This window comes from Sphingobium sp. SG1 (assembly GCF_057063145.1).
Window position 1 is genome coordinate 1 of sequence record NZ_JBVVOJ010000095.1, and the last position, 258, is coordinate 258.

1 protein-coding gene is annotated in these 258 nt (G+C 61.6%); it reads right to left on the reverse strand.

Features of this window, described 5'->3' with window-relative positions; all coding sequences use genetic code 11:
- The coding region (locus AC0KVN_RS27700) for a hypothetical protein (RefSeq protein ID WP_483656863.1) at window positions 1-258 on the reverse strand (258 nt) is incomplete at both ends.

Below are 258 nucleotides of genomic sequence, written 5' to 3' on the forward strand. Positions count from 1 at the left end.
TCCGCTTCGGCGCCAGCATATATACCTGTCCGTCCGCCTCTGCCCGGTAGGTCATCAACTCTACCGCCTCATCCTCACCCGCGATGTTCAACAGCGTCGGGGGGCCGCCGGCCATAAGCTCGCGATAGTCAGGTGAGGCGGTGATGATCGCCCACATATCGTCTGGAAGGGGCGCAAAGCTCAGCTCGTCGGGATGATAGAGGGTCCGCCAACACGTGACGATCTCATGCTGGCGCTTCACGATCGCGTGTGAGCGCT